This is a genomic window from Pedobacter foliorum (genome assembly GCF_013266735.1).
GTDB lineage: Bacteria > Bacteroidota > Bacteroidia > Sphingobacteriales > Sphingobacteriaceae > Pedobacter > Pedobacter foliorum.
Window position 1 is genome coordinate 1 of record NZ_JABSNU010000027.1, and the last position, 21,356, is coordinate 21,356.

18 protein-coding genes and 1 tRNA gene are annotated in these 21,356 nt (G+C 38.0%); 16 read left to right on the forward strand and 3 right to left on the reverse strand.

All coding sequences use genetic code 11. The features are described from left to right. Positions 1 to 281: 281 nt before the first annotated feature. The 3 genes from HQN83_RS24890 to HQN83_RS24900 all read right to left on the reverse strand — a co-directional run bounded on the left by HQN83_RS24890 (position 282) and on the right by HQN83_RS24900 (position 1,916). Positions 282 to 355 (reverse strand) — tRNA-Arg (locus HQN83_RS24890). Positions 356 to 466: 111 nt separating this feature from the next. Then, entirely contained in the window at positions 467 to 931 is a 465-nt protein-coding gene (locus HQN83_RS24895) for a redoxin domain-containing protein (RefSeq protein ID WP_173094422.1), read from the reverse strand. An 82-nt stretch (positions 932 to 1,013) separates the two neighbouring features. After that, entirely contained in the window at positions 1,014 to 1,916 is a 903-nt protein-coding gene (locus HQN83_RS24900; protein ID WP_173094424.1) for an SDR family oxidoreductase, read from the reverse strand. A 239-nt stretch (positions 1,917 to 2,155) separates the two neighbouring features. On the opposite strand from HQN83_RS24900, the gene atpD reads away from it, so the two are divergent. The 16 genes from atpD (at position 2,156) to HQN83_RS24980 (ending at position 21,186) form a co-directional block, all read left to right on the forward strand. Next, complete coding sequence (gene atpD, locus HQN83_RS24905) at positions 2,156 to 3,661, forward strand: F0F1 ATP synthase subunit beta (RefSeq protein WP_173094426.1); 1,506 nt, start codon at positions 2,156 to 2,158, stop codon at positions 3,659 to 3,661. 25 nt (positions 3,662 to 3,686) lie between these two features. Further along, on the forward strand, positions 3,687 to 3,929 hold the full coding sequence (atpC, locus tag HQN83_RS24910) for an ATP synthase F1 subunit epsilon (protein ID WP_108203330.1): 243 nt from the start codon (positions 3,687 to 3,689) through the stop codon (positions 3,927 to 3,929). A 690-nt stretch (positions 3,930 to 4,619) separates the two neighbouring features. Next, positions 4,620 to 5,510, forward strand: a complete 891-nt coding sequence (locus HQN83_RS24915; protein WP_173094427.1) for a branched-chain amino acid transaminase — start codon at positions 4,620 to 4,622, stop codon at positions 5,508 to 5,510. A 43-nt stretch (positions 5,511 to 5,553) separates the two neighbouring features. Next, positions 5,554 to 7,251: a dihydroxy-acid dehydratase gene (gene ilvD / locus HQN83_RS24920; RefSeq protein ID WP_173094428.1), complete on the forward strand. Its 1,698-nt coding sequence runs from the start codon at positions 5,554 to 5,556 to the stop codon at positions 7,249 to 7,251. A gap of 34 nt (positions 7,252 to 7,285) precedes the next feature. Beyond that, positions 7,286 to 9,025: a biosynthetic-type acetolactate synthase large subunit gene (gene ilvB / locus HQN83_RS24925; RefSeq protein ID WP_173094429.1), complete on the forward strand. Its 1,740-nt coding sequence runs from the start codon at positions 7,286 to 7,288 to the stop codon at positions 9,023 to 9,025. Positions 9,026 to 9,034: 9 nt separating this feature from the next. Beyond that, complete coding sequence (ilvN, locus tag HQN83_RS24930) at positions 9,035 to 9,652, forward strand: acetolactate synthase small subunit (RefSeq protein ID WP_173094430.1); 618 nt, start codon at positions 9,035 to 9,037, stop codon at positions 9,650 to 9,652. A 37-nt stretch (positions 9,653 to 9,689) separates the two neighbouring features. Continuing rightward, entirely contained in the window at positions 9,690 to 10,157 is a 468-nt protein-coding gene (locus tag HQN83_RS24935; protein WP_173094432.1) for a DinB family protein, read from the forward strand. Between the two features lie 32 nt (positions 10,158 to 10,189). Next, positions 10,190 to 11,671 carry a ketol-acid reductoisomerase gene (gene ilvC, locus HQN83_RS24940; protein WP_108203324.1) on the forward strand — a complete coding sequence of 494 codons (1,482 nt, stop codon included), beginning with the start codon at positions 10,190 to 10,192 and terminating at the stop codon, positions 11,669 to 11,671. Positions 11,672 to 11,722: 51 nt separating this feature from the next. After that, the gene (locus HQN83_RS24945; RefSeq protein ID WP_173094434.1) at positions 11,723 to 13,198 is read left to right on the forward strand and encodes an ATP-binding cassette domain-containing protein; all 1,476 of its coding nucleotides are present in this window, start codon (positions 11,723 to 11,725) and stop codon (positions 13,196 to 13,198) included. Positions 13,199 to 13,208: 10 nt separating this feature from the next. Continuing rightward, positions 13,209 to 14,372 (forward strand): 2-isopropylmalate synthase, encoded by a 1,164-nt coding sequence (locus tag HQN83_RS24950; protein ID WP_173094436.1) that lies wholly within the window; start codon positions 13,209 to 13,211, stop codon positions 14,370 to 14,372. Positions 14,373 to 14,413: 41 nt separating this feature from the next. Then, positions 14,414 to 15,820: a 3-isopropylmalate dehydratase large subunit gene (leuC, locus tag HQN83_RS24955; protein WP_108203321.1), complete on the forward strand. Its 1,407-nt coding sequence runs from the start codon at positions 14,414 to 14,416 to the stop codon at positions 15,818 to 15,820. 19 nt (positions 15,821 to 15,839) lie between these two features. Further along, entirely contained in the window at positions 15,840 to 16,436 is a 597-nt protein-coding gene (leuD, locus tag HQN83_RS24960) for a 3-isopropylmalate dehydratase small subunit (protein ID WP_173094438.1), read from the forward strand. A 106-nt stretch (positions 16,437 to 16,542) separates the two neighbouring features. Further along, positions 16,543 to 18,060, forward strand: coding sequence for an alpha-isopropylmalate synthase regulatory domain-containing protein (locus HQN83_RS24965; protein WP_173094440.1), 1,518 nt, complete (start codon positions 16,543 to 16,545; stop codon positions 18,058 to 18,060). Between the two features lie 72 nt (positions 18,061 to 18,132). Then, positions 18,133 to 19,191, forward strand: a complete 1,059-nt coding sequence (gene leuB / locus HQN83_RS24970; RefSeq protein ID WP_173094442.1) for a 3-isopropylmalate dehydrogenase — start codon at positions 18,133 to 18,135, stop codon at positions 19,189 to 19,191. 234 nt (positions 19,192 to 19,425) lie between these two features. Next, complete coding sequence (ilvA, locus tag HQN83_RS24975) at positions 19,426 to 20,673, forward strand: threonine ammonia-lyase IlvA (protein WP_173094444.1); 1,248 nt, start codon at positions 19,426 to 19,428, stop codon at positions 20,671 to 20,673. Positions 20,674 to 20,766: 93 nt separating this feature from the next. Continuing rightward, entirely contained in the window at positions 20,767 to 21,186 is a 420-nt protein-coding gene (locus HQN83_RS24980) for a hypothetical protein (RefSeq protein ID WP_173094446.1), read from the forward strand. Positions 21,187 to 21,356 lie beyond the last annotated feature (170 nt).

Sequence of the window (21,356 nt, forward strand, 5' to 3'; positions counted from 1 at the left end):
ATGCAAAGGTCAAAGCTTTCAGAGCAACTTCTAGAGGGGTAAGAGATGTCAAATTCTTTCTGTTCAGACTTTCTAAAATCTATGCTTAAAGTTTCATGCCCCCAAGAATTCCGCTTGATCCGGTTTACTCGGCTTGACTCAAAATAAAAATTGTCGTTTGATTTACAAAGGCAAAAGAAAGAATTTATTTCCTTCCCCCCAAGAATTCCGCTTGATCCCTTCAATACTCAAAAACGCCATAAAATAAAAAAGGATACAGTTTTTAGCTGTATCCTGTCTTGTGCACTTGTAGGGATTCGAACCCCAAACCTTCTCATCCGTAGTGAGATGCTCTATCCAATTGAGCTACAAATGCGTTTCTTTTATTAATTCCGTTTCGTTAATGGACTGCAAAAGTAATGCTTGAAATTCAAAATAACAACATTTTTTATAAAATTATTCCAAGCATTACCCTTACAGGGCAGCATTATGCTTTTACTGCTTTCTTAATTGCATCAAAATCAGGCATATTACCTGCATCTTCTAAAACTTCAGCATGGCTAATTTTTCCTTCTTCATCCACAACAAAAGCCGCTCTTTTAGAAACACCCTTTAAATTAAAGACAAAATCCTCGTAAAATGCGCCATAAGATTGAGAGATTTCTTTGTTAAAATCCGAAAGTAACGGAAACTGGTAAGCTTGATCTTCTTTAAACTTAGCCAAAGTAAAAGGAGAATCGACTGAAATACCTACAACTGCGGCATTCATTCCTTCATAGTAACCAAAACTATCTCTCATAGTACATAACTGAGCAGTACAAACACCTGTAAATGCCATCGGAAAAAAGTGTACTACAACTTTTTTCCCTTTATAATCTGAAAGAGATACTTCTTTCAACTCAGAACTGAATAATTTAAAATCTGGGGCTTTATCGCCAACTTGTAATGCCATATTGTAATTAAGTTTATTTTTCAAATATAAATTTGTGTACGACTTGTTTCAAATCAAAAACCAAAAAATGACCGCTTGGTAACTACTTCTTTAATTGATCATCCAAAATTGCCAGTCCTTCCTCAAAACTGTGAGGATTATATCCTAGGTCATGAATAGTCTTATCTAATACAAATCCTGTTCTTACCGGTCGTTTTGCAGTTTGATTAAGCGTTGCTGCACTGATCTCATGAATCAAGCTTTTATCAAGCTTCCAGTAGTCAGCTACTTTTTCTACCAATTCACAAACACTCATCATGTCTTTTCCAGAAGCATTATATATCCCCTGCGCATCCTTCTCAACAGCAAGTAAACAACAATCGGCTAAATCCTCAGCAAGCGTAGGCATTCTCCACTGATCGTTAACCACATTTATTGGAGCGCCTTTTTCTAAAGCACCCTTAGCCCATAACACTATATTACTCCGACTCATATCACTCACTATACCGTATACTAATATAGTACGCAATATTGCCCATTTGCATTTCGAAGTCTTAACAGCTTCCTCCGCTTCCACTTTTGTTTCCCCATAATAACTTAAAGGACTAACAGCAGCCTCCTCAGTATAAGGTCCATTTGCACCATCAAAAATAAAGTCGGTTGATAAATGCACCAGTTGGATATCATATTCTTCACAAATGGAGATCAGGGTTTTTACTGATTCTACATTTAACTGATAGGCAAGTTCTTTTTGATCCTCACAAGTATCCACGTTGGTTAAAGCCGCCGTATGAATAATCGCATCAGGTTTATAACGTTCTATAACTTCCCTAACATTCTGAGGATCCAGAATATTCATTTCAGCATAAATATACCCATCCTTAACAGGAAAACGATCCTCTCCTTTTGATGTTGCAATTAGCTTAAATTGCTTCGTAGTAAATAACCGCTCCGTTATTTTTTGACCTAAAAGGCCGTTACTTCCTGTTACAAGTATGGTTTTCATTTATGTTTCTTTACAATTTTCAACAACCAATAATACAGCAAAAATCACTATTTAACGCGTTAAAAGGCATAATTCGAGCCTCAATAATACTCGCTAAAATATTGATTAAAAAACTGTGGAAAAACTTTTTATTTATATATGTATTTCTTGTATAAAAATTTTAACTTTGCAAACCGAATTGTAGGCCCATAAAACAGCCTTTAACAAATTGATATTTATAATTTTACCCAAAACAATATATGCCTAACATTGGAAAAATAGCGCAGATTATAGGACCGGTAGTTGACGTGAGTTTTGCTGACGATGCTCATTTACCTCAAATTTTCTCTGCATTAGAGATTGAAAAAGAAAACGGACAGAAAGTCGTTTTAGAAGTTCAACAACATCTTGGTGAAGACCGCGTACGTGCAATCGCAATGGACTCGACCGATGGTTTGGTTCGTGGAATGAAAGCAGTAGATACTGGTGCTCCTATTCAAATGCCAGTTGGCGATCAAATTAAAGGTCGCTTATTCAATGTTGTTGGTGAAGCTATTGATGGTATTAATACAGTTAGCAAAGCTGGCGGTAGACCAATCCACAATGCCCCTCCAAGATTTGATGAGTTATCAACTGAAACTGAAGTACTTTTCACAGGTATTAAAGTAATCGACTTACTAGAGCCTTATGCAAAAGGTGGTAAAATCGGTTTGTTTGGTGGTGCTGGGGTAGGTAAAACAGTATTGATCATGGAGTTGGTAAACAACATCGCGAAAGCTTACGCTGGTTTATCTGTATTTGCTGGTGTTGGTGAGCGTACTCGTGAGGGTAATGACCTTTTACGTGAGTTTATCGAATCTGGTGTAATCAACTACGGTGAAGATTTCCTTCATTCAATGGAAAAAGGTGGATGGGATTTGAGTAAAGTTGATACTGAAAAATTAAAAGAATCTAAAGCAACGTTGGTTTTCGGTCAAATGAACGAGCCTCCTGGTGCACGTGCTCGTGTAGCATTATCAGGATTAACAGTTGCTGAATATTTCCGTGATGGTGATGGCGAAGGCGCTGGAAAAGATATCCTTTTCTTCGTTGATAACATCTTCCGTTTCACTCAGGCTGGTTCTGAGGTATCTGCACTATTAGGTCGTATGCCTTCTGCTGTAGGTTACCAACCAACTCTAGCTACTGAGATGGGTTTGATGCAAGAGCGTATTACTTCAACTAAACGTGGTTCAATTACATCTGTACAGGCTGTTTATGTTCCTGCGGATGATTTAACTGACCCGGCTCCGGCTACAACTTTCGCCCACTTAGATGCTACAACTGTATTATCTCGTAAAATTGCTGAGTTAGGTATCTATCCTGCTGTGGATCCATTGGATTCTACATCACGTATCTTGTCTCCAGCTGTTTTAGGTGATGAGCACTACAACACAGCTCAACGTGTTAAAGAAACATTACAACGCTATAAAGAATTACAAGACATTATTGCAATCCTTGGTATGGACGAGTTATCTGAAGAAGATAAATTAGTTGTATCACGTGCACGTCGTGTTCAGCGTTTCTTGTCTCAGCCTTTCCACGTTGCTGAGCAATTTACAGGCTTAAAAGGAGTTCTTGTTGACATCAAAGATACTATCAAAGGATTTAACATGATCATGGATGGTGAAGTTGATGAGTATCCAGAAGCTGCATTTAACTTAGTTGGAAGCATTGAAGAAGCTATTGAAAAAGGTAAAAAACTATTAGCCGAAGCAAACGCTTAATTTTTAAAGCGTACATAATATATATATGACACTAGAAATATTAACCCCAGATAAGAAAGTTTTTGAAGGTGACGTAACAGCAGTTACTGTTCCGGGTACAATGGGTTCTTTCCAGATACTACATGACCACGCACCTATCATCTCTACTTTAGAAGATGGACCTGTAATTATTAAATGTAAAGCTGGCGATCAAACCTTTAACATTAAAGGTGGCGTAGTTGAAGTTTTAAAAAACAAAATTATTGTGTTAGCCGAAGGGGTTGCCTAATATTTAATCATACAATATTTAAAACAGCCTGTATCATAATTTGATACAGGCTGTTTTTTTTATAAGCGCATCCGTTATATGCACACCCGTCATCCTATTATGCAATCGTCATCCTGAATTTATTTCAGGACCTCGCACTCGCTAAGCCGTCTTTCTCTTGAGTGGTTCTGAAATAAATTCAGGATGACGATCGCTTTAGCAAAATGCATAAAAAATACGGCCTGAAAAAACCAACATTCCAATCAACTTTTTCAAGGTTTTCCACATTTTAGGAAGAAAACTCACGAATTTATAATGCTAGCATAACACCTATACCGAATACCGATTTCATATTTGGTATAGCGACCACCACGTTAAGATATGAAAACAACATACAATTAAGAATATTATTTCAAATAAATAAAAAATAACAGAATTATATTTTTTTTGATTTATTTTCATTAGCCTATTGATAGTTTAACTGCCAAGAGGTAAATTGGATTCTATAAAACAACAAGAAATTAAACAACGATATGAACCTTTCAATCAACGTCTTATTTACTGTAATTGTCAATGTAAGTCTCCTACTGATTATTCAGAAGGAAAAGGCGCTATAAAGGAATATTTAATACTTAAAATATACTAGAGCGCCACCACAAGTGGCGCTTTTTTAATGAAACATCTAAAATACAAAAACATACCTAACAAAAAATGCAATATTTCAACTCAAATACCATTCTTTACCTAAATGGGCGGTTCGAAAAAGCAGCCGATGCAAATGCCGATTTGTATGGTCAGTCGTTACACTACGGCTATGCAGTTTTTGAAGGGATAAGAGCCTACGGCACTCACAACGGCACCCGTATTTTTAAAGCAAGAGAACATTTCGAAAGATTAAAACGTTCTGCAGAATTAGTACATATTCCATTTACATGGGACATCAACAAATTAATAAAGCAGACTTATAGATTATTAGAAATCAACAATTTAAAGGATGCTTATATCCGTCCTTTAATATACTGTCCACCAGCTATGTCATTGGTTGCAGCAAAAGAAGCTTCGATCATGATTTGTGTATGGGATTGGGACGCTTACCTTGGTCATAAATTGCTTAAAGTTTCAATCTCAAGCTATGAGCGCCCAAACCCAAAGTCCACTCCTATTGAAGCTAAGGTTAGCGGCAACTATGTTAACTCTATACTAGCCACTACAGAAGCCAAGAGCAAAGGATTTGATGAAGCTTTATTGCTTGATATGTATGGAAATATTGCCGAAGCTCCGGGCGCGAACATCTTTATTGAAAAAAATGGCAAATTGTATACCCCTCCTCTTGGAAACATTTTGCCAGGCATTACCCGCGCTACAGTAATAGAGCTATGTCATATTTTAGATATAGAAATTGTCGAAAAGCATTTAACCGTAAAAGATCTGAAGCATGCAGATAGTGCATTTTTCTGTGGCACGGCTACCGAAATTGCGGGAATAGCATCAGTTGACGAATATACATTCCCATTAAAATGGACAGAGAGTGTTGGCGCAACAATACAACGTACCTACAGATCTTTGGTATTAGAAAAACAGAATTACGAAGTAATCATATAACTATTATAATAAGTAAATAACAAAAAAGACCTAACCACATAATATGTCACAAACACCAGAAATCAATCGCTACAGTAAAACTTTTACTCAAGACCCTACACAACCGGCTGCACAAGCAATGTTGTACGGAATTGGTTTAACTAAAGCAGATATGGATAAAGCTCAGGTTGGTATTGCCAGCATGGGATATGATGGAAACACCTGCAACATGCATTTAAATGATTTAGCCAAAATTGTTAAAGATGGTGTATGGAAAAATGACATGGTCGGTTTAACATTCAGCACTATTGGTGTTAGTGATGGTATGTCAAACGGAACTGAAGGAATGCGTTATTCTTTAGTTTCAAGAGATGTTATTGCAGATTCAATTGAAACCATTTGTGGTGGACAATACTACGATGGATTAATCACTATACCTGGTTGCGATAAAAACATGCCGGGTTCTATCATGGCAATGGGCCGTTTAAATCGCCCATCTATCATGGTTTACGGTGGAAGTATCCACTCTGGAAACTACCAGGGAAAAGCGTTAAACATTGTTTCAGCTTTTGAAGCATTGGGACAAAAATTAGCAGGTAACTTAGCAGAAGAAGATTTCCAGGGTGTAATCAAAAATGCTTGCCCTGGTGCAGGTGCATGCGGTGGTATGTATACAGCTAACACTATGGCTTCTGCTATCGAGGCTTTGGGTATGAGTTTGCCTTATAGCTCTTCTTACCCTGCATTAAGCGAAGAAAAAAGAAATGAATGTTTAGAAGCTGGTAAAGCCATCAGAGTTTTATTGGAAAGAAACATCCTTCCTTCAGATATCATGACTGATAAAGCATTTCACAATGCTATCGTAACTGTAATGGTTTTAGGTGGTTCTACAAATGCAGTGTTGCACTTAATTGCAATGGCTAAATCTGTAGGCTTAAACTTACAACTTAGCGATTTCCAAAAAATCAGCGACAGCACTCCTGTACTTGGCGATTTAAAACCAAGTGGAACTTACCTGATGGAAGATTTACATGAAATTGGTGGTGTACCTGCTGTTTTAAAATATCTGATAAAAGTTGGCTTAGTTCATGGCGATTGTATCACTGTTACAGGTAAAACCTTAGCAGAGAACGTTGCTGATGCTGTAGATCTTGACTTTGATAAACAAAAAATTATATTCCCTATAACTGACCCTATTAAAGAAACCGGACACTTACAAATGCTTTATGGTAACCTTGCAACTAAAGGCTCTGTGGCTAAAATCAGTGGTAAAGAAGGAGAGAAATTTACCGGCCCAGCCCGTGTATTTGACGGAGAGAAATCGCTCATGGCAGGCATCCAGAGTGGACGCCTGAAAAGTGGAGATGTGGTCGTGATCAGACAGGTTGGTCCTAAAGGTGCCCCTGGTATGCCTGAGATGCTGAAACCTACTTCATTGATTATTGGTGCAGGCTTAGGTAAAACTGTTGCTTTAATTACAGATGGTCGTTTCTCTGGTGGTACTCACGGTTTCGTGGTAGGTCACATCACTCCTGAAGCATGGGATGGCGGAAACATCGCGCTAGTTCATGATGATGACATCATTACTATTGATGCAGTAAACAACTCAATAGATGTCCATTTAACTGAAGAGCAATTGGCAACCCGTCGTGCGGCTTGGACACAGTTACCACCGCCCGTCACCAAAGGAGTACTCTATAAATACCTTAAACAAGTAAGCAATGCAAGCGAAGGCTGTGTTACAGATGCTTACACAGACTAATTAATTAGAAACCCCTATACCTAAATATACAACAATGGATACAGCACACGAGGAAGCAACAACCTTAACAGAACCTAAAAAAACTACTACTGTTTCAGGCTCTGTAGCTTTATTGGAAGGTTTAATAGCTGAAGGTACCGATACTATTTTTGGTTACCCGGGCGGAGCCATCATGCCTATTTATGATGCACTATACGATTACAAAGAAAAACTACAACATATTTTAGTACGCCATGAGCAAGGCGGCACACATGCCGGCCAAGGTTATGCACGTACTTCAGGTAAAGTCGGCGTTGTTTTTGCAACCAGCGGTCCTGGCGCAACCAATCTGGTAACAGGTTTGGCTGATGCTCAGATAGACAGCACCCCTATGGTTTGCATCACAGGTCAGGTTTTTGCACACCTATTAGGTACTGATGCGTTTCAGGAAACTGATGTAATTAACATCACCACTCCTGTTACAAAATGGAACTATCAGGTAACTGATGCCAATGAAATCCCTAGTGTACTTGCAAAAGCTTTTTACATTGCTCGTAGCGGTAGACCAGGACCGGTTTTAATTGACATTACCAAAAACGCGCAGTTACAAATGTTCGAATACGAAGGATACACTCCTTGCGAACATATCCGTAGCTACCGCCCGAAACCTTTAATCAGAAAAGAATATATTGAGCAGGCAGCAGCGTTAATTAACAGCGCAAAAAAACCTTTCATCTTATTCGGACAAGGTGTATTATTAGGTAATGCAGAGCAAGAGTTTAAAGCTTTTGTAGAGAAAACAGGTATTCCTGCAGCATGGACAATATTAGGTGCAGGTGCTATCCCTACAGATCACCCATTAAACGTTGGTATGCTTGGCATGCATGGTAACTATGGTCCTAACGTACAAACCAACTCTTGCGATGTTTTAATTGCAATAGGAATGCGTTTTGATGACCGTGTTACCGGCCGCTTAGATAAATATGCAAAACAGGCAAAAGTTATCCATTTGGATATAGACCCTGCAGAAATTGATAAAAACGTAAAAGCAGACGTTCCGGTTTGGGGCGATTGTAAAGAAACGTTACCGTTGTTAACGGCACTAGCTGAGCAAAAAGAACATACTGAATGGGTAGAAGAATTCAGAGCTTATGATAAAACTGAGCAAGAAACAGTTATACAAAAAGAACTAAACCCTGAAACTGGTGAACTTACCATGGGCGAGGTTATCAATAAATTAAATGAGTTAACCAAAGGTGACGCTGTTATTGTTACCGATGTTGGTCAACATCAAATGGTTGCTTGTCGTTATGCTAAGTTTAACAAAACCAGAAGTAACATTACCAGCGGTGGTTTAGGTACTATGGGCTTTGGTTTACCAGCTGCAATTGGTGCTAAGTTTGGTGCTCCGGATCGTACAGTAGTTGCTATTATTGGTGATGGTGGTTTCCAAATGACTTGTCAGGAATTAGGAACCATTATGCAAAGTGGCATCGATGTTAAAATCATGATTTTGAACAACAGATTCTTAGGAATGGTTCGTCAGTGGCAGCAATTGTTCCACGAAAAACGTTACTCTTTTGTTGACATTACCAGCCCTGATTTTGTAAAACTTGCCGATTCATATTACATCGCAGGTAAAAAAGTTTCAGAGCGTGAAGACCTTGGTGCTGCAATCGACGAAATGTTGAACCACAAAGGTTCTTACCTTTTAGAGGTAATGGTTGCCAAAGAACACAACGTGTTCCCAATGGTTCCACAAGGAAGTAGTGTAAGCGAAATCAGACTTAAATAATTAAAGATCATGAGCAATTCCAACGACATAGAAATAACCGGAAAACAGGAATTTACGATTACTGCATATACCGAAAATAGAATCGGCATACTTAACCGTATAGCCATCATCTTCTCAAGAAGAAAAATTAACATTGAAAGCTTAAACACCTCTCCTTCAGAAATTGAACACATTCACCGTTTCAATATCGTAATTCACGAAACTGAAGAAGTAGTTCGCAAGCTTGCCCGTCAGATAGAAAAACAAGTTGAAGTATTGAAAGTATATTACAATACTAACGAGGATATCATCTGGCAAGAAATGGCACTGTATAAAGTACCTACAGATACCATCGCAGAGAAAGTATCAGTAGAGCGTTTGCTTCGCGAAAATGGTGCAAGAGCAGTTGTGATCCGAAAAGATTATACTGTTTTTGAAACTACCGGACACAGAGAAGAAACCGATAAACTAATAGAGGTTTTACAACCTTACGGTTTAATTGAGTTTGTTAGAAGTGCAAGAGTAGCGATCATTAAAGACAGCGATGGCTTTAACCGCAAACTTAGAGAGTTTGAGCGCAGAGAACCGGGAGAGGATGTGATTGAAAATGAATTCCTTGATAAAGAGAAAAACGTATTTAGCATGTAATCCGCTAAAAAGCGAATTAACATTATAGAACTATAAGATGGAGAATTACCTTTTTGCAACGATAAGACAAACCAGAAAAAACTTTATTGAGTTGATTGAAACATCAACAATTGAAGAATTAAATGAGGTGCCGACAGGTTTTAACAACAATATGATCTGGAATTTCGGACATATAATAGTAAGTCAGCAATTGCTTTGCTATAAGCTAGCAGGGCTTACTCCTACTATCGATCCTCAGTATATCTTGTCTTACCAAAAAGGGACAAAACCTGAAAAGTTCATTGAAGCTGAAGAAATAAATGATTTAAAAAAACTGATGCTCAGTACTATTGATGACCTGGCTAAAGATTTACGGAATAATGTTTTCGTAACTTACCATGCCTTTACTACCAGTTATGGTGTAGAGTTAAACAGTACAATTGAAGCAATTCAGTTTTTCCCGATACATGATTCCTTCCATTATGGCTGTGCGTCATCAATTAAAAAAGCGATAAATAATAAGTAAATAAGAACCTTAAAAACAAAACCAATAAAACGATGTCAAATTATTTTAACACATTACCTCTTAGAGAAAAATTAAACCAATTAGGTGTTTGCGATTTCATGGACAGTTCAGAATTTCTTGATGGCGTAAATGCACTAAAAGGAAAAAAACTGGTAATTGTAGGTTGTGGTGCACAAGGCCTTAACCAAGGTTTAAATTTAAGAGATAGTGGTTTAAATGTTGCCTATACTTTAAGAAAAGAAGCTATCGAAGGCAAAAGAGATTCATGGAAAAATGCGACAGAAAACAACTTTACTGTTGGCACTTACGAAGAATTAATTCCTACAGCTGATGTAGTGATCAACCTTACTCCTGATAAACAACATACTGCCGTTGTAAACGCAGTTATGCCGTTGATGAAACAAGGTGCTACTTTATTGTACTCACATGGTTTCAACATTGTGGAAGAAGGAATGCAGATCCGTAAGGACATTACGGTTATCATGGTAGCTCCAAAATGCCCAGGAAGTGAAGTAAGAGCAGAATATGTAAGAGGTTTTGGTGTACCTACCCTAATCGCTGTACACCCTGAGAATGATCCTGAAGGAAAAGGTTTAGCACAAGCTAAAGCTTACTGTGTTGGTACTGGTGGCCACAGAGCTGGTGTTTTAAAATCATCTTTTGTTGCTGAAGTAAAATCAGATTTAATGGGTGAGCAAACTATTCTTTGTGGTTTGTTACAAACTGGTTCAATCCTTTCATTTGATAAAATGGTTGAAAAAGGAATCGATGCTGGTTACGCGTCTAAACTTGTTCAATACGGTGTTGAGGTAATTACTGAAGCATTAAAGCATGGTGGTGTATCTGGTATGATGGACAGATTAAGCAATGTAGCTAAAGTTAAAGCTTTTGAAATCTCAGAAGAATTAAAAGACATTATGCGTCCTTTATTCCAAAAACATCAGGATGACATCATGAGCGGTGAATTTAGCCGTACAATGATGGAAGACTGGGCTGCTGGTGATAAAAACTTATTAGCATGGCGTGCAGCTACTGGCGAAACTGCTTTTGAAAAAACTCCTGCCGGTGATGTTAAAATTGGTGAGCAAGAATATTTTGATAACTATACTTTAATGGTTGCTTTTGTTAGAGCAGGTGTTGAGTTGGCTTTCGAAACAATGGTACAAGCTGGTATTAAACCAGAATCTGCTTACTACGAGTCATTACACGAAACTCCACTTATTGCAAATACAATTGCACGTAAAAAGTTATTCGAAATGAACCGTGTTATTTCTGATACTGCTGAATACGGTTGTTACTTATTTGATTACGCTTGTAAACCATTATTAGCTGATTTCATGACTAAAGTAGATACTGACCTAGTTGGTAAAAACTTTAACGAAGGTAAAGATGGTTCAGTTGATAACAGAACACTAATTGCTATCAATGAAGTTCTTCGTTCTCATGAAGTAGAAGTAGTTGGCGCTAGATTAAGAAAAGCGATGACTGCAATGAAATCGATCAAAACAGCATAACAATAAAGTAAAGCAGCTGTATCTGATACAGCTGCTTACAAAAACAATATAATGTCAAAACCCGTCGTCCATATCACCAACCTAAATTTAAAGTACCGGAACAAACCTGTGTTGCAGGATTTGAACTGGACTATAAATGCTAATGAAAATTGGTTGGTATGCGGCACAAGCGGAAGTGGCAAAACCTCATTAGCAAAAGCTATTGCTAGAATAGGCCATAGTTACAGCAATATTGAAACTAGTTTTAATCCTCAAAGCAGCTTACCTGCATTAGCCTATTACGTGGCTAATTGGTTTCAATTTAAAGATTTAGAAGGTCAGTCTAATTTCTACTATCAACAGCGTTACAATAAGCAGTCTACAGAAACTACAGCCACAGTAAAAGCTGAATTGGAAAGTTTCGGCAAAAAACATGCACTTCAATTTAATGAAGTAGACGGAATTTTAGCCGCATTAGGTTTTTCAGAATTGAAAAACTCAACACTTATCCAGTTATCCAGCGGAGAACATAAGAAATTACAATTGGTTAAGGCCTTATGGTTAAAGCCTCAGTTGTTAATCCTAGATCTTCCGTACAACGGATTGGATGTACTTTCACGTAAAAACTTAAACCTTTTACTTGAAGAAATTTCTGAAGCAGGTTCACAGTTGATTTTAATCAGCAATGAAACCGAATTGCCCTCATGCATCAATCGCATCGCGACTATTGAAGAAGGCAAGCTAGTAGAAATTTCTGCTGATGAACGTAGCTGGAATGATATAGAAACCTTCGACAAGCAGGTGCCTACATTTTTGAGCGAAGCAGTTATAAATGCTTCATCAGAAGAGATCATTAAAATGATCAATGTAAATATCAGCTATGGCGAGAAACAGGTATTAAAAGATATCAACTGGGAAGTTAAAGCAGGAGAAAAATGGGTGTTACATGGCCATAATGGCTCTGGAAAATCAACCCTGTTAAGTTTAATCTGTGGCGATCACCCTCAGGCTTACGCTAATGATTTCCATTTATTTGGAAACAAAAGAGGAAGCGGAGAAAGTATCTGGGAGATTAAAGAACGAATAGGTTTAATATCACCAGAATTACATTGGTATTTTGATCCTTCGGCAACTGTTTGGCAAAGTATTGTTTCAGGATTTTATGATAGCTCAGGCTTATTCTGCGATCCGGGATATTCAAAAAAAGCACAGACTGATGAATTAATTCATTATTTCGGGCTTGATGAATACAAAAACACCCTGATGAATGAACTTCCTCTTGGCAAACAAAGATTGGCACTATTAGCCCGTACCATTGTAAAAAATCCGGAGCTACTGATACTTGATGAACCTTGCCAGGGACTAGATCAACAACAAACATTGCATTTTAACAAACTGGTTGATGAATTGTGCAAAAACGGAACAACACTAATATATGTTGGCCATTTTGAATCACAAATACCGGGCTGTATTGAGAAAAGAATTTTATTAGAGAACGGTGAGGTAAACTCCGTTGAAATATTGCACAAGAAACCTATACTAACTTAAAAAGAAAATTATGTTACACGATCCAAATAGAGTTTATGTGTTTGACACCACGTTGCGTGATGGTGAACAAGTGCCGGGTTGCCAATTAACAACCCCAGAGAAAATAGAAATTGCTAAGGAATTGGAAGCTCTTGGTGTGGATATTATTGAAGCAGGTTTCCCTATTTCAAGTCCAGGTGATTTCCAAAGTGTGGTAGAGCTTTCTAAAGCTGTATCTGAGCCTATCATTTGTGCACTTACACGTGCAAATAAAGGCGATATTGATTCTGCAGTTGCTGCATTGAAATATGCAAAACGTCCGCGAATCCATACAGGTATTGGCTCGTCTGATATGCACATTAAACATAAATTTAACAGTACAAGAGAAGATATCTTAGCGCGTGCTGTTGAAGCTGTTAAATATGCCAAACAATTTGTAGAGGATATTGAATTCTATGCAGAAGATGCTGGTCGTGCAGATGAACGTTTCCTAGCCCAAATGGTAGAAGCTGTTATTGCAGCCGGTGCTACTGTGGTAAACATACCTGATACAAACGGTTATTGCTTACCTGATCAATACGGAAGCAAAATCAAGTTCTTGAAAGAGAACGTAAAAAACATTGACAATGCCATCATTTCTGTGCATTGCCATAATGATTTAGGTTTAGCTACAGCAAATTCAATTGCAGGTTTACAAAACGGTGCCCGTCAAATTGAAGGTACTATTAATGGCATCGGCGAGCGTGCAGGTAATACCTCTATTGAAGAGGTCGTCATGATTTTGAAGACACACCAGGTATTAGGTTTACATACCAATATCAACACTAAAAACTTTTATGAGTTGAGCCGCATGGTAAGTTCACAAATGCGTATGCCGGTACAACCAAATAAAGCAATTGTTGGTAGCAATGCATTTGCGCACAGTTCAGGTATTCACCAGGATGGATTCTTAAAAAACCGCGAAAACTACGAAATTATACGCCCTGAAGATGTTGGTTTCCCTGATGCAAGTATTGTACTTACCGCACGTAGCGGCAGACATGCTTTAAAGTTCCATTTGGAGCGCTTAGGTTTTAACTTAAGCAAAGAGGAATTGAGCGACGCTTACCATCGCTTCCTTACAGTGGCAGACAGTAAATTAGATATTAATGATGAAGATCTTTTGTCGATGATGGGCAAGCAACAATTGGCTTAACCCCTATTCACAAAAGGAATTCACAATAAAAAAGAAAAAAAATGAGCAAAACATTATTTGATAAGGTTTGGGACACTCACGTGGTACGTAAGATTGAAGGAGGCCCAGATGTGCTTTTTATCGATCGCCACCTTATCCACGAAGTAACAAGTCCTGTTGCCTTTTTAGGTTTAAAAAGCAGAGGAATAAAAGTATTATACCCTGAGCGTACATTTGCTACGGCAGATCATAACACGCCAACAATTAACCAGCATTTACCTGTTGCTGATCCACTTTCAGCTAACCAGTTAAAGGCATTAGAGTCTAACTCTAATGAGTATGGTATCAGTCACTGGGGATTAGGTCACCAAAAAAATGGTATTGTCCATGTTGTAGGTCCAGAATACGGAATTACACAACCTGGTGCTACCATCGTTTGTGGTGATTCACATACTTCTACGCATGGTGCTTTTGGTGCTATCGCTTTTGGTATTGGCACTTCTGAAGTAGAAATGGTACTTTCTACTCAGTGCATTATGCAGCCAAAACCTAAAAAAATGCGTATCAATGTGAATGGTAAATTAGGTGTAGGTGTTACTCCTAAAGACGTTGCATTGTTCATCATTTCTCAACTTACTACTTCTGGTGCAACTGGATACTTTGTTGAGTATGCCGGTGATGTTTTCGAAAACATGACTATGGAAGGCCGTATGACGGTTTGTAACTTAAGTATCGAAATGGGTGCCCGTGGCGGTATGATTGCTCCGGATGAAACTACTATCGAATACGTAAAAGGTCGTGAGTTTAGCCCTAAAGGCGAAGCTTGGGATAAAGCATTAGCTTATTACAAAACGTTAAAAACTGATGCTGATGCTGTTTTCGATAAAGAACTAACTTTCGATGGTTCATCAATTGAGCCAATGATTACTTACGGTACTAACCCGGGAATGGGAATGGGAATTTCTCATGACATCCCTGATGCTGCTCACGCAGAAGGTGGTGCTGCAACCTATGCTAAATCATTAGGTTATATGGGCTTTGCCGAAGGCGAGTCTATGATAGGTAAGAAAATTGATTTCGTGTTTGTTGGTAGCTGTACCAATGGTCGTATCGAAGATTTCAGAGCATTTACTTCTATCGTAAAAGGCAGACACAAAGCTGATGATGTAACTGTATGGTTAGTTCCTGGTTCTCATATCGTTGAAGCTCAGATTAAAGAAGAAGGTTTACTTGACATTTTAACTGAAGCTGGCTTTGAATTACGCCAACCTGGTTGTTCTGCTTGTTTAGCAATGAACGACGATAAGATACCTGCAGGAAAATATGCTGTAAGTACCTCGAACAGAAATTTTGAAGGAAGACAAGGTCCTGGTTCAAGAACCATGTTAGCCAGTCCGTTAGTTGCTGCAGCTGCAGCTGTTACCGGCGTGGTTACAGACCCAAGAACATTAATTGAAGAACTTGTCTAAACACACTTAAAAGATTAAAATGGCCTACGATAAATTTAATATCCTAAAAAGCACCGCGGTTCCACTTCCAATTGAAAACGTGGATACCGATCAGTTAATCCCTGCTCGCTTTTTAAAAGCTACAGAACGCGTTGGATTTGGCGATAACCTTTTCCGCGACTGGAGATATAACCCAGATAACACACCGAAAAAAGACTTCGTATTAAACAACCCTATTTATAGCGGAAAAATACTTGTTGGTGGTAAAAACTTTGGTTCAGGTTCATCAAGAGAGCATGCTGCATGGTCTGTTTATGACTATGGATTCAGATGTGTAGTATCAAGCTTCTTTGCTGATATCTTTAGAAACAACTGCCTAAACATTGGTGTATTACCAGTTCAGGTTAGTCCTGAGTTTTCTGAAAAGATCTTTGCTGCAATTTTTGCTGATCCTAATACTGAACTGGAAGTAAACTTACCAGAACAAACCATCACACTTTTAGCAACCGGCGAAAAAGAAACTTTCGAAATTAGTCCTTATAAAAAAGACAACATGTTGAATGGTTTCGATGACATCGATTACCTACAAAGCATAAAACCAGAAATAGAAGAGTTTGCATTGCAACTTCCTCTTTAAGAGACAATGTAAGCTACTCATCGTCATCCCGACCTCAACGAAGCTGCGAAGCAAAATAAATTCAGGATGACGATGAGTATAAAGAAAACAACGTAAGATCCCGTACATGGAAAGAAGGAAAATAGAGATAATGGATACTACACTCCGCGATGGAGAACAAACATCGGGTGTGTCTTTTTCCATTTCAGAAAAGTTAACCATAGCCCAGCTACTATTGGAAGAACTCCATGTAGATAGGGCTGAAATTGCTTCTGCACGTGTATCTGACGGAGAATTTCAGGCTGTAAAAGCCGTTATAAATTGGGCAGAAGCAAACGGATATGCAGATCGCATTGAAGTATTGTCTTTTGTAGATAATGGCGTTTCTATTGAGTGGATGCTAAACGCAGGTGTTAAAGTTCAAAACCTGCTAACCAAAGGTTCATTAAACCATTTAACGCATCAGCTTAAAAAAACACCTGAACAGCATTTTGCAGAAATTAAGCATGTTATTGATCTTGCTATTGCCAACAACATTGCTACCAATGTTTATTTAGAAGATTGGAGTAATGGCATGCGTAACTCTCCGGAGTATGTTTTACAGTTATTAGATTTTCTGACTACTCAGCCTATAAAAAGAATATTATTACCGGATACGCTAGGTATTTTAACACCTGGCGAAACCTTTAAATATATTACTGAGCTTAAACTAAAATACCCTGATACCCATTTTGATTTCCACGCGCATAACGACTATGATCTTGGTACAGCAAATGTATTGGAATCTGTAAAAGCCGGAATAAGTGGTTTACATTTAACGGTAAACGGTATGGGCGAAAGAGCCGGGAATGCAGCGATGGCTAGTGCTATTGCGGTAATTAACGACTTTGCTCCTGAGGTTGAAGTAGGGCTTAAAGAATCATCAATTTATAAAGTTAGTAAGCTCGTCGAAACATTTTCCGGTGTTCGAATCCCTTCAAACAAACCTATTGTTGGCGACAATGTGTTCACCCAAACAGCAGGTATTCATGCTGATGGTGACAACAAAAACAATTTATACTTTAACGACCTTCTACCAGAACGTTTCGGTAGAAAACGCAGTTATGCATTAGGAAAGACTTCCGGCAAAGCCAATATTGAAAAAAACCTACAAGAATTAGGCTTAAAACTAAACGATGCCGACCTAAAGAAAGTAACTCAAAGGGTTATTGAATTAGGCGACAAAAAAGAAACAGTAACCAAAGAAGATCTTCCTTACATCATTTCGGATGTATTAGACAGTAGCCTTTACGAAGAAAAGGTCGTTGTAGAATCTTACGTTTTGATGAATGCAATGGGTTTACGCCCATCAGCAACCATTTCTGTGGTAATTGAAGGAGAAAAGTTTGAAGAAAATGCGCAAGGCGATGGTCAGTTTGATGCATTTATGAATGCACTAACCAACGTTTACGCCAAGAAACAAAGAAGCTTACCAAAACTGATTGATTATGCTGTAAGGATAGCTCCCGGAAGTAATTCGGACGCCTTATGCGAAACAATTATTACCTGGGAAACTGATCAGAAAGTTTTTATAACCAGAGGACTTGATTCAGATCAGACAGTTTGTGCTATTAAGGCTACCCAGAAAATGTTGAACATTATTTAAGGGTAAAATTAGTATCATAACAAAAAACTGGCTATAATTAAACAAATATTAAAAAACACAATTAGAAAATATATGAAACTTAATATCGCTCTTTTAGCGGGAGATGGAATTGGACCTGAGGTTATTGATCAGGCAGTTAAGGTATCAAATGCCGTAGCACAAAAATTTAATCACGAAATTGTATGGACTTCTGCCCTAACCGGCGCTTGTGCAATTGATGCTGTTGGCGAGCCTTATCCGGATGCAACACACGATATCTGTATGGCAGCGGATGCTGTTTTATTTGGAGCTATTGGTCATCCACGTTATGACAATGATCCAAAAGCTACCGTTCGTCCGGAACAAGGACTTCTAAAAATGCGTAAAAAACTGGGCTTATTTGCAAACGTTCGTCCAACATTTACTTTCCCATCTTTAATTGACAACTCTCCTTTAAAAAGAGAGCGTATTGAAGGTACCGATCTTATCATCTTACGTGAATTAACAGGTGGTATTTATTTCGGCGAAAGAGGTAGAAAAGACGATGGCAATACTGCTTTCGATACTTGTACTTATACTAGAGAAGAAGTTCAGCGCCTTGCTAAATTAGGCTTTGAAATGGCTATGACTCGTAGCAAAAGACTTTGCTGCGTAGATAAAGCTAACGTATTGGAAACTTCACGTTTGTGGAGAGAAACAGTACAAGACATGGAAAAAGATTTCCCTGAGGTTACTGTAAGTTACGAGTTTGTTGATGCAGTTGCGATGCGTTTGGTTCAATGGCCAAATTCATACGATGTATTGATCACTGAAAACTTATTTGGTGATATTTTAACTGACGAAGCATCTGTAATTTCTGGTTCTATGGGCCTAATGCCATCTGCTTCTATCGGTGTTCATACATCTTTATTTGAGCCAATTCACGGTTCATATCCTCAAGCTGCAGGTAAAGACATCGCTAACCCTTTAGCTACTGTATTATCTGCTGCAATGATGTTCGAAGATGCTTTCGGATTAAAAGAAGAAGCAGAATTGATTAGAGCTGTAGTAAACAAATCTCTTGCAGAAGGTATCGTTACTGAAGACCTTTCAGGAAAAAACAAAGCATACAAAACAAGTGAAGTTGGCGATTGGTTAGCTAAAAACATCTAATAGTTTAGAATATATAGCTGCTTAGCTATTATATAATAGCTAAGCAGCTTTTCATTATCAATGCATTAAATACCCGTCATCCTGAATTTATTTCAGGATCCCGTTTTAGCAGGTTTCTAATAACATGTGTGGGGTCCTGAAATAAATTCAGGATGACGGCGTTTAACAGAATAACAGCGTTTTAAAAGAAGTTCAAACTTCAATAATACCGCCCCTTTATACATTTCAGAAACCATGACAGAGAATACTGTTAAATTAGATTCCAAAGCCGCATCGCAACGATTAGCAGATGTTGTAAAGCATACCCCGCTCATCTACAACTCTAAGTTATCTGAAAAATACGAGTGTGAAATATACTTAAAGCGTGAAGACCTTCAAATTGTACGCTCGTACAAATTGCGTGGCGCTTACAACATGATCAGTCAGTTAACTCCAGAAGAATTGAGTCGCGGAGTTGTTTGCGCCAGTGCCGGAAATCATGCACAGGGCGTTGCTTTCTCTTGCGATAAACTCGGCACCAAAGGCGTTATTTTTATGCCCGAAATTACACCTAGACAAAAGGTTAAACAAACAGAAATGTTTGGCAACGGCAGTGTAGAACTGATTTTAGTTGGAGATACTTTTGACGACTGCCTGATGGAAGCTTTGGCTTATACCAAAGAACACAACATGACTTTTATCCCTCCATTTGATAATTATAGCATTATTGAAGGTCAGGGTACTGTTGGTGTAGAAATATTAGAAGATCTACCTGGTGTTGAGGTTGTGATTATGCCAATTGGTGGTGGTGGTTTAGCTGCCGGAGTTGGAAGCTATTTAAAGAACGAAATTCCAAATATACGGTTGATAGGTGTTGAACCTGAAGGCGCCCCATCTATGCTAAAAGCATTTGAGCATGGTGGCCCCATAACTTTACCTGAAATCAATCGTTTCGTTGATGGCGCTTCTGTAAAGCGCGTGGGTAACCTAACTTACGAACTCTGTACAAAGGTACTTGACAACATGTTACTGGTTGCCGAAGGAAAAATTTGTACCACAATATTAAAACTTTACAACGAAGATGCTATTGTAGTTGAGCCAGCCGGAGCATTATCTGTAGCCGTACTTGATGCTTGTAAGGATAAAATAAAAGGGAAAACAGTAGTTTGTGTAATAAGTGGTGGTAATAATGACATCGAGCGCATGCAGGAAATCAAAGAGAAGTCTTTGCTTTACGAAGGACTTAAGCATTACTTCATTGTTCGTTTTCCGCAAAGGCCAGGAGCACTTAAGCTTTTTGTAAACAATGTACTTGGACCGCATGATGACATTACGCGTTTTGAGTTTATTAAAAAAACCAATAAAGAAAATGGCCCTGCATTGGTTGGCATCGAGTTAACTCATCGTGCTGATTATGATGCTTTAGTGCAAAGAATGAAGGAGTTTAAGTTTGAAATTATAGAACTTAACAATGATAAAACACTTTTCGAATATTTGGTTTAACTTTATGGAGTACAACAATATTCTGTAGAACAATTTAATTACAAATTTTATGGCAATAAATTTGCTTAACTAAATTTAAAACACACAAATCACATGAAAAAGCTTTTATTTTTAATCCTTTGTACCACTACGCTAGGCTTAGTGTCGTGCAAAAAAGACACCATCGTTAATCAAACGACGCCTAACAGGACTTTCATCTATACGATAAAGCCAAGCTCTTGGACGTTAAATGCAAATAAAGATACGTATACCACAATACTGGATATTCCAGAAATTGACAATATAACTTTAGATGACGAGGGTGTATTGGTTTACATAACTGATCCTGATAATGCAAATGTTCAGAAACCATTACCCCATACATTTAATTTTACCGCATATAGTTATGAATTTACAAAAGGAGAAATAAGAGTTTTCATACAAAATTCTGATACAGATAAACTAATACCTGCTGCCCCAACAAAACCAATTACGGCAAAGGTAATTATCATTCCTTCAGATTTCCAACCATAGCTATCAGCTGTGTAGTTTTAGGATAAAGGTTAAAAATTAATTATACTCCAAAAAAGAAGCCGTATCATTAATCAAAAGATGATACGGCTTCCTTTTTTGTTTGTTGTGAGATCCGTCCTGAGTATTTCCTTACTATGCCTTTTTTCTTTGAATATTTCTTGAAGTGTACA

What these genes read in the sequence shown, in the direction of transcription:
- HQN83_RS24895 (WP_173094422.1), bottom strand. Translation starts at nt 931, where the DNA reads ATGGCATTACAAGTTGGCGATAAAGCCCCAGATTTTAAATTATTCAGT.
- HQN83_RS24900 (WP_173094424.1), bottom strand. Translation starts at nt 1,916, where the DNA reads ATGAAAACCATACTTGTAACAGGAAGTAACGGCCTTTTAGGTCAAAAA.
- atpD (WP_173094426.1), top strand. Translation starts at nt 2,156, where the DNA reads ATGCCTAACATTGGAAAAATAGCGCAGATTATAGGACCGGTAGTTGAC.
- atpC (WP_108203330.1), top strand. Translation starts at nt 3,687, where the DNA reads ATGACACTAGAAATATTAACCCCAGATAAGAAAGTTTTTGAAGGTGAC.
- HQN83_RS24915 (WP_173094427.1), top strand. Translation starts at nt 4,620, where the DNA reads ATGCAATATTTCAACTCAAATACCATTCTTTACCTAAATGGGCGGTTC.
- ilvD (WP_173094428.1), top strand. Translation starts at nt 5,554, where the DNA reads ATGTCACAAACACCAGAAATCAATCGCTACAGTAAAACTTTTACTCAA.
- ilvB (WP_173094429.1), top strand. Translation starts at nt 7,286, where the DNA reads ATGGATACAGCACACGAGGAAGCAACAACCTTAACAGAACCTAAAAAA.
- ilvN (WP_173094430.1), top strand. Translation starts at nt 9,035, where the DNA reads ATGAGCAATTCCAACGACATAGAAATAACCGGAAAACAGGAATTTACG.
- HQN83_RS24935 (WP_173094432.1), top strand. Translation starts at nt 9,690, where the DNA reads ATGGAGAATTACCTTTTTGCAACGATAAGACAAACCAGAAAAAACTTT.
- ilvC (WP_108203324.1), top strand. Translation starts at nt 10,190, where the DNA reads ATGTCAAATTATTTTAACACATTACCTCTTAGAGAAAAATTAAACCAA.
- HQN83_RS24945 (WP_173094434.1), top strand. Translation starts at nt 11,723, where the DNA reads ATGTCAAAACCCGTCGTCCATATCACCAACCTAAATTTAAAGTACCGG.
- HQN83_RS24950 (WP_173094436.1), top strand. Translation starts at nt 13,209, where the DNA reads ATGTTACACGATCCAAATAGAGTTTATGTGTTTGACACCACGTTGCGT.
- leuC (WP_108203321.1), top strand. Translation starts at nt 14,414, where the DNA reads ATGAGCAAAACATTATTTGATAAGGTTTGGGACACTCACGTGGTACGT.
- leuD (WP_173094438.1), top strand. Translation starts at nt 15,840, where the DNA reads ATGGCCTACGATAAATTTAATATCCTAAAAAGCACCGCGGTTCCACTT.
- HQN83_RS24965 (WP_173094440.1), top strand. Translation starts at nt 16,543, where the DNA reads ATGGAAAGAAGGAAAATAGAGATAATGGATACTACACTCCGCGATGGA.
- leuB (WP_173094442.1), top strand. Translation starts at nt 18,133, where the DNA reads ATGAAACTTAATATCGCTCTTTTAGCGGGAGATGGAATTGGACCTGAG.
- ilvA (WP_173094444.1), top strand. Translation starts at nt 19,426, where the DNA reads ATGACAGAGAATACTGTTAAATTAGATTCCAAAGCCGCATCGCAACGA.
- HQN83_RS24980 (WP_173094446.1), top strand. Translation starts at nt 20,767, where the DNA reads ATGAAAAAGCTTTTATTTTTAATCCTTTGTACCACTACGCTAGGCTTA.